Origin of the sequence: Streptomyces qinglanensis (genome assembly GCF_900111245.1) — a bacterium.
In the GTDB taxonomy this organism is placed as follows: Bacteria; Actinomycetota; Actinomycetes; order Streptomycetales; family Streptomycetaceae; genus Streptomyces; species Streptomyces qinglanensis.
Map to the genome: position 1 here is coordinate 241863 of NZ_FOGO01000012.1, position 6152 is coordinate 248014.

Consider the following 6152-nt stretch of genomic DNA (forward strand, 5'->3'; position numbering starts at 1 on the left):
CCCACGAACGAAAGGACGGAGCGGCATGTCCAAGTCCACCCCGGTGAAGGTCGCGGTCATCTACTACTCCGCGACCGGCACCATCGCCGCACTCGCCAAGGAGATCGCCGAAGCGGCGCAGTCGGCGGGCGCGGAGGTCCGGCTGCGCCGCGTCCAGGAGCTGGCCCCGCAGTCCGCCATCGACTCGAACCCCGCCTGGGCCGCCAACGCACGCGACACCGCGGACATCCCCGAGGCCACCCCGGACGACATCGACTGGGCGGACGCGGCGATCCTCGGCACCCCCACCCGCTACGGGAACGTCACCTCACAGCTCAAGCAGTACCTCGACACCCTGGGCCCGCTGTGGGCCGAGGGGCGGCTGGCCGACAAGGTCTACAGCGGCTTCACCTCGTCCTCGACCCTGCACGGCGGACAGGAGAGCACGCTGCTGGCCCTCTACAACTCGGCCCACCACTTCGGCGGCATCATCGTCCCGCCGGGCTACACCGACCCTTCGAAGTTCGAGGACGGCAACCCCTATGGCACCTCGCACGTCGACGCGCAGGGCCAGAGGCCGGTCGACGGCACCGCCCTGAAGGCGGCCCGCGTGCAGGCCGAGCGGGTGGTCCGGACCACGCGTGCGCTCAAGGCGGGGCTCGCGGCGGAGTAGACCGGGAACCGACGGCCCACCGGGCCGGATGCCGGATGCCACTGGACTGGACCCAAGAAGTCCCGCGCGGCGTCTGGCCCGGGGCGCCGCCGCGCTGGGACGATGCTGCTGCATCCAGCGGTGACCTCCACATGACCACGTGCTCCACCCACACATGCACAGGTGAGGAGCGTTCCGATGCAACAGCCCACCTCCCGCAGACACCTCCTCGCCGCCGCGGCCGGCGCCGCCGCGCTCGGCGCCACTGCGTCGGCCGCGGCGCGCGCAGCCACCCGCGGCGAACTCTCCGGCAGCGTGTCCGGCCACCGGACCGGCCGGCCGGCGCATGCCTCCCCGGCCGCCGTCCGCGCTCGCGCGGCGGCTCTGCTGCGCCGGATGAGCCTCGACGAGAAGATCGGCCAACTGTTCGTCATCGAGGTCTACGGCGGGACCGCGGAGACGGAACACGACAGGAACCGCGCACTGTACGGCGTACCGACGCCCGCGGAAGTGGTCCGGAAGTACCGTCCCGGGGGCGTCATCTACTTCGACGCGCGCCGCGGACCCGACAATGTGCAGGAGCCGCGTCAGATCGCACGCCTCTCCAACGGACTGCAGAGCGCCGCCCGGCGGGCCGGCGCACGCGTGCCGCTGCTCATCTCCATCGACCAGGAGGGCGGCAGCGTCGTCTACCGGATGCTGGAGCCCGCCACCCAACTCCCCGGCAACATGGCGCTGGCAGCGACCCGCTCCACCCGCGATGCCTACGACAGCGCCGACATCATCGGCACGGAACTGGCCGCCGTCGGCATCAACCAGAACTACGCGCCGGTCGCCGACGTCAACATCAACCCCGCGAACCCCGTGATCGGCGTCCGCTCCTTCGGCTCGGACACCGCACTGTGCGCGGAGTTCGTGGCCACGGCCGTACGCGGCTACCACCACGGCGGGGTCGCCAGTGCGGCGAAACACTTCCCCGGACACGGCGACACCGATGTCGACAGCCACACCGGACTGCCGGAGATCAAGCACACGCGGTCCGAGCTGGACCGGATCGACCTGCCGCCGTTCCGCGCCGCCATCCGGCGCGGCGTCGACACGATCATGACAGCCCACATCGTCGTCCCGTCCCTGGATCCGTCCCGGGCGCCCGCGACGATGTCGCACCGGATCGTGACCGGGCTGCTCCGGGAGGAGCTCGGCTTCACCGGCCTGATCGCGACCGACGCCCTGGACATGCGCGGCGCCACCGCGGACTTCCCACCCGACGTCGCCCCCGTGCGCGCCCTCCAGGCGGGCTGCGACCAGCTCGTGCTGGCGCCGAAGCTGGACACCGCGTTCGAAGCCGTACGAGAGGCCGTGCGCTCCGGCGCCGTCCCCCAGGAGCGACTGGACGACTCGGTGCAGCGGATCCTCGAGCACAAACTGCGGCGCAAGCTGTTCCCCGCCCCGTACGTGCACGAACGGCGCGCAGCCCGCACCGTCGGCAGCCGGCGGCACCGCTCCCGGGCCCGGCAGATCACCGAGCGGACGATCACCCTTGTACGAAACGAGAACGGTGCTCTCCCGCTCCCCAGCACCCTGGGCACCGTCCTCGTCACCGGGTGGGGCACCGCGCCGCTGGCCGCCCTCGCCCGCGCCCTCGACGCCCAGCACGGTAGGCGGACGACCACCATCGAGACCGGCACCCGACCGGACACCACGAAGATCGCCGAGGTGACCGAGGCCGCCCGGACGCACGACGCCACGGTCGTCCTCGCCAACGCCGCCGCGGCAGGCAGCGAAGATGGCGCCGCCCAGGCCCGGCTGATCGACTCCCTCACCGCCACGGGCCGACGGGTGATCGTGGCGGGCGTCCGCCTGCCGTACGACATCCGCCGCTTCCCCGACGTCCCCGCCTATCTGGCCACCTACAGCTACGGCACCCCCTCCATGACCGCCCTCGCCCGCACCCTCTCCGGCGAAGTGGCCCCCCGCGGCACACTCCCCGTCCCCATCCCGGCCCTCGACGACCCGAACCGCGACCTGTACCCCTTCGGCCACGGCCTGCACTACTGACAGCACCACCACGGGCACAACGACGTTGCCGACGCCGCTCCCCCATCCGCTAAGCTAGGCGCGCGGATCTTCCGGATCCGCGCGCCTCCGTAGCTCAGGGGATAGAGCACCGCTCTCCTAAAGCGGGTGTCGCAGGTTCGAATCCTGCCGGGGGCACCAGCGCAAAGGCCCCGGACCGATCATGGTCCGGGGCCTTTGACATCCAGATCCGACATCAACGCGGGCGGTCGGCGACGATCAGGCGGCGGTGCCGGGGCGCCTCCTGAGCAGCCGGTCCATGTGGCTGATGGCCTCCCGCTGAGTGTCCTGCACGACGTGCGTATAGACGTCCATGGTGATGCTGATCTGACTGTGCCCCAGGATCTCCATCACGACGCGGGGAGCCACCCCGGCAGCGACGAGCAGCGTGGCGCAGCCGTGCCGGGCATCATGCAGCCGGATCACGCGGAGGCCGGCCGACTCGGCGACGCGGGTGAAGGAGCGGTACACGTTGCGCGGCTCCACCGGGCGCCCGGTGCGCGTGGTGAAGACGTACGCGCTCTCCTGCCACAGCTTCCCCGCCATCCGCTTGGCTTCGGACTGCCGCAACCGGTGCCAGCGCAACGGGGCAACGCACATGGCGGGCAGCGGAACGGCCCGGCGACGGCGCCCCTTGGGGTCGTCCTGGTAGAGCTGGCCGCGCCTGCGCTGCGTCTGCTGGCGGACGTACAGAACCCGGTTCTCCAGGTCCACATCCGACCAGCGGAGTCCCACGATCTCGCCCCGCCGCAGCCCCATCGTGACGGCCAGGACGAACGCCGCGAAGAGCGGATCCTTGCGGGCGGCGCCCAGGAAAGTCAGCGTCTCCTCCAGCGTCCACGGGCTCAGCTCCCGGGAGGTGACGCGGGGCGGCTCGACCAGACCGGCGACGTTGCGCGTCACCAGCTCCTCACGACAGGCCGCAGAGAGCGCCGAGCGCAGCACCCGGTGCGTCTCCTTGGCGGTGGCCGCCGTGGTGTCCCGCTCCAGCCGGGTCAGGAAGCGCCGCACATCTGCCACCCCCAGGGACTCCAGCCGCTTCGTGCCGATGCGCGGCACGAGGTAGAGCCGTACGTGTGCCTCGTACTTGTCGTACGTGCTGAGCTTCCGGCGCGGCCGGACGACGTTCTCCAGCCAGTAGGGCAGCCACTCCGAGAGCTTCGCCGACCGCGTGGGCACGGGCACGCCCTGGTCCACCTTGGCCAGCAGCTCGCGGCGCTTGGCGTCGCACTCCGCCCAGGTCTTGCCGTAGGCGAACTTACGGGCGCGGGTCCCGTCCGGCTGCATCACGTAGACAGCCGCCTGATACCGCCCGTCCTTGCGCTTGGTGATGGTGCCCGCCCCGTTGGGATTGCGCTTCCTCTGCTGTGCCATCACGCCGCCTCTGCAAGCTGGTTACGGATGAAGTCATGCACGGCCGCGGCGGGGATGCGCCGGGACCGCCCGATGGTGATCGAGGGCAGGCGGTGCGAGCGGATGAGGTCATAGACGGTGGAGCGGCCGAGCTTGAGCCGAGCCATCACGTCGGGAACGGTGAGCAGTTCGTCAGCCATGGGTGGTCGCTCCTTCCAGAGCCGCAGTGGTGGGTGCGGAGGTGTCGGCGAGGGATGCGGATAGCCATTGCTCTGTCGGGGTGAGGCCGGTCCCGGTGTAGGCCCAGTGGGCGAGGACGAGGGTTGTCGTCTCGCCTGCGTCGTCCACGGGCTGTGGATCGTCGCCACGTGCGATGGCGGCTTGCAGGCGGCGCCATTCGGCGCGGGCGGTGCGGAGGGCGCCGAGGGTGGTGGAGTAGCGGCGGGTTTTGGTGGAGAAGTGGCCGCGGAAGCCGAGCATGTGGGCCCAGGCGCGGAGGCGGAGGTGTGCGAGGTCTTTGCGTGCGCCCAGGGCCCAGGCGGTGCGGATGAGCCGTTCGGCATGCTGCGGGAGGTCGAGGGTCGCCAACTCGGCCACGAAGCGCAGACGGCGGTCCAGAGTGCCCGTCGCTGTCTCGGCACCCTTGGTGGCGTACTTGGCGATGTAGGCCGCCACCGCGCGGTCGGTGAGCGCTTGGCCACCGTCGAGGTCCGGGTCATGGATGGTGCGGATATCGAGCTGGCGGCCGAAGGTGAACGTGTGGGTGCGGCCGTCGAGGACCGGGCCGGGTACGACCGCTCGGGATGCGGCGGCGCGGATGGCGTCGCCCAGCAGCTCGGCGGATGCCCAGTGCGGGGGTCGGGTCTCGCCGCCGGCTGGGCCGTCGAGGCGGATGACGGCATGGAAGTGCACGGCGCCGCGCTTCTGGTACTCGGCCACCTTCGCGAAGGACACCCGGGCCCTCTCGGGGAGCTCTCGTTGGGTGAGTCCGGCGCGGCGTGCGATCTCTCGGCGGAGGTGGATGGTGAAGCGGCGCCACAGCATGCCCGCGTGGGCGTTCCAGAGCACCGCGGACTCGTAGTCATACCGTTCCGGGTCCAGCGGCGCCCCGAGCGCCGGATCGTCGGAAGCGTGGCGGCGGCCGCAGCGGCAGGGCCGGGGGCCGGGCCGGTTGTGAACTGGGCCGAAGCTCGGTGCGGTGAACGTGGCGAAGACGCGCGGGTGTGTCGTCACGGTCTCGGGGGTGCCTTTGCCGCCGCGTAGTCCGGCGGTGATCAGGTGGAAGGTGTCGCGGCGGTAGGTCTCGGCGCAGGCCGCGCAGCGCGTGGTGCGGCGATTGCCGCAACGGACGAGGAGATCACCAGCGGGCAGCTCGGCGGAGTCGAGGCGGCGCAGGGCCGGGCCGATCTCGCCGGTGGTGGTGTCGAGGTTGTGTTCGGTGCGGTGGCCGGCCAGGCGGACGGGGTGGGTGCAGCCGCCCAGGCTGGAGAGCTGGCGGAGGATACCGGGCAGGGAGCCGGTTGCGGCGAGGTTTGCCAGGTCGGTGAGCGGGGCTGGGGTGGTGCGCGCGATGATGGTGCTTCTCCTTCTCTGACCTACGAGGTGGAGGAAGGGGCCGGGCTGCCGGGACGGTGGATGCTTGGCGGTATCGAGACCGCCCCGGTGGCCACTCAGCGGTGGTGGATGCCGCTGCGGGAGCCGAGGAGCGACCGCAGCACGAGCGCGGCCACGGCAACGGACACGGCCGTGACGACGACGGCGGCCAGGAGCGCGACGAGGACCACGCCACCGACCACCACGGCCGCGAGGGCTCCCGAGCTGACCGAGGGCAGCGAGCGGTGCGGCGGCGGGGCGAGGGGTGCGGGGTGCTGGCAGCCGCAGGCAGGGACGTGCACCTGCTGGGCGGTCGTGGGCAGGTTCGGGGTGGGTGTCTCGGGGAGCTGGGGGCGCAGGAACATCGGTGGGTCTCCTGTCAGTCGTGGGTGCCGTTGACGGTTTCGACTCCGGTGCGGGTGCCGTTTTCGATGGCGGGGGCGAGGAAGGTGTCGGCGAGGTAGAAGCCGAACAGGGCGATCACGACGACGAGCCAGAC

The 6152-nt window shown here is 71.5% G+C and carries 6 protein-coding genes and 1 tRNA gene; 3 read left to right on the forward strand and 4 right to left on the reverse strand.

The features are described from left to right. The first annotated feature begins 25 nt into the window (after nt 1–25). The 3 genes from wrbA to BMX65_RS23880 all read left to right on the forward strand — a co-directional run bounded on the left by wrbA (nt 26) and on the right by BMX65_RS23880 (nt 2848). The gene (gene wrbA / locus BMX65_RS23870) at nt 26–652 is read left to right on the forward strand and encodes an NAD(P)H:quinone oxidoreductase (protein ID WP_075002396.1); all 627 of its coding nucleotides are present in this window, start codon (nt 26–28) and stop codon (nt 650–652) included. Between the two features lie 177 nt (nt 653–829). After that, on the forward strand, nt 830–2689 hold the full coding sequence (locus BMX65_RS23875) for a glycoside hydrolase family 3 protein (protein ID WP_075002397.1): 1860 nt from the start codon (nt 830–832) through the stop codon (nt 2687–2689). A gap of 83 nt (nt 2690–2772) precedes the next feature. Continuing rightward, a tRNA-Arg gene (locus BMX65_RS23880) sits at nt 2773–2848 on the forward strand. A 78-nt stretch (nt 2849–2926) separates the two neighbouring features. Here the strand turns inward: BMX65_RS23880 and BMX65_RS23885 are convergent. The 4 genes from BMX65_RS23885 to BMX65_RS23900 all read right to left on the reverse strand — a co-directional run bounded on the left by BMX65_RS23885 (nt 2927) and on the right by BMX65_RS23900 (nt 6018). Continuing rightward, nucleotides 2927–4081, reverse strand: a complete 1155-nt coding sequence (locus BMX65_RS23885) for a tyrosine-type recombinase/integrase (protein WP_075002398.1) — start codon at nt 4079–4081, stop codon at nt 2927–2929. Next, complete coding sequence (locus BMX65_RS23890; RefSeq protein WP_075002399.1) at nt 4081–4260, reverse strand: helix-turn-helix domain-containing protein; 180 nt, start codon at nt 4258–4260, stop codon at nt 4081–4083. The genes BMX65_RS23885 and BMX65_RS23890 overlap by 1 nt, the downstream gene beginning before the upstream one ends. After that, the gene (locus tag BMX65_RS23895; RefSeq protein ID WP_075002400.1) at nt 4253–5572 is read right to left on the reverse strand and encodes a replication initiator; all 1320 of its coding nucleotides are present in this window, start codon (nt 5570–5572) and stop codon (nt 4253–4255) included. Before BMX65_RS23895 ends, BMX65_RS23890 begins: the two co-directional genes overlap by 8 nt. 158 nt (nt 5573–5730) lie before the next feature. Beyond that, nucleotides 5731–6018, reverse strand: coding sequence for a hypothetical protein (locus BMX65_RS23900; RefSeq protein WP_075002401.1), 288 nt, complete (start codon nt 6016–6018; stop codon nt 5731–5733). Nucleotides 6019–6152: the final 134 nt, after the last annotated feature.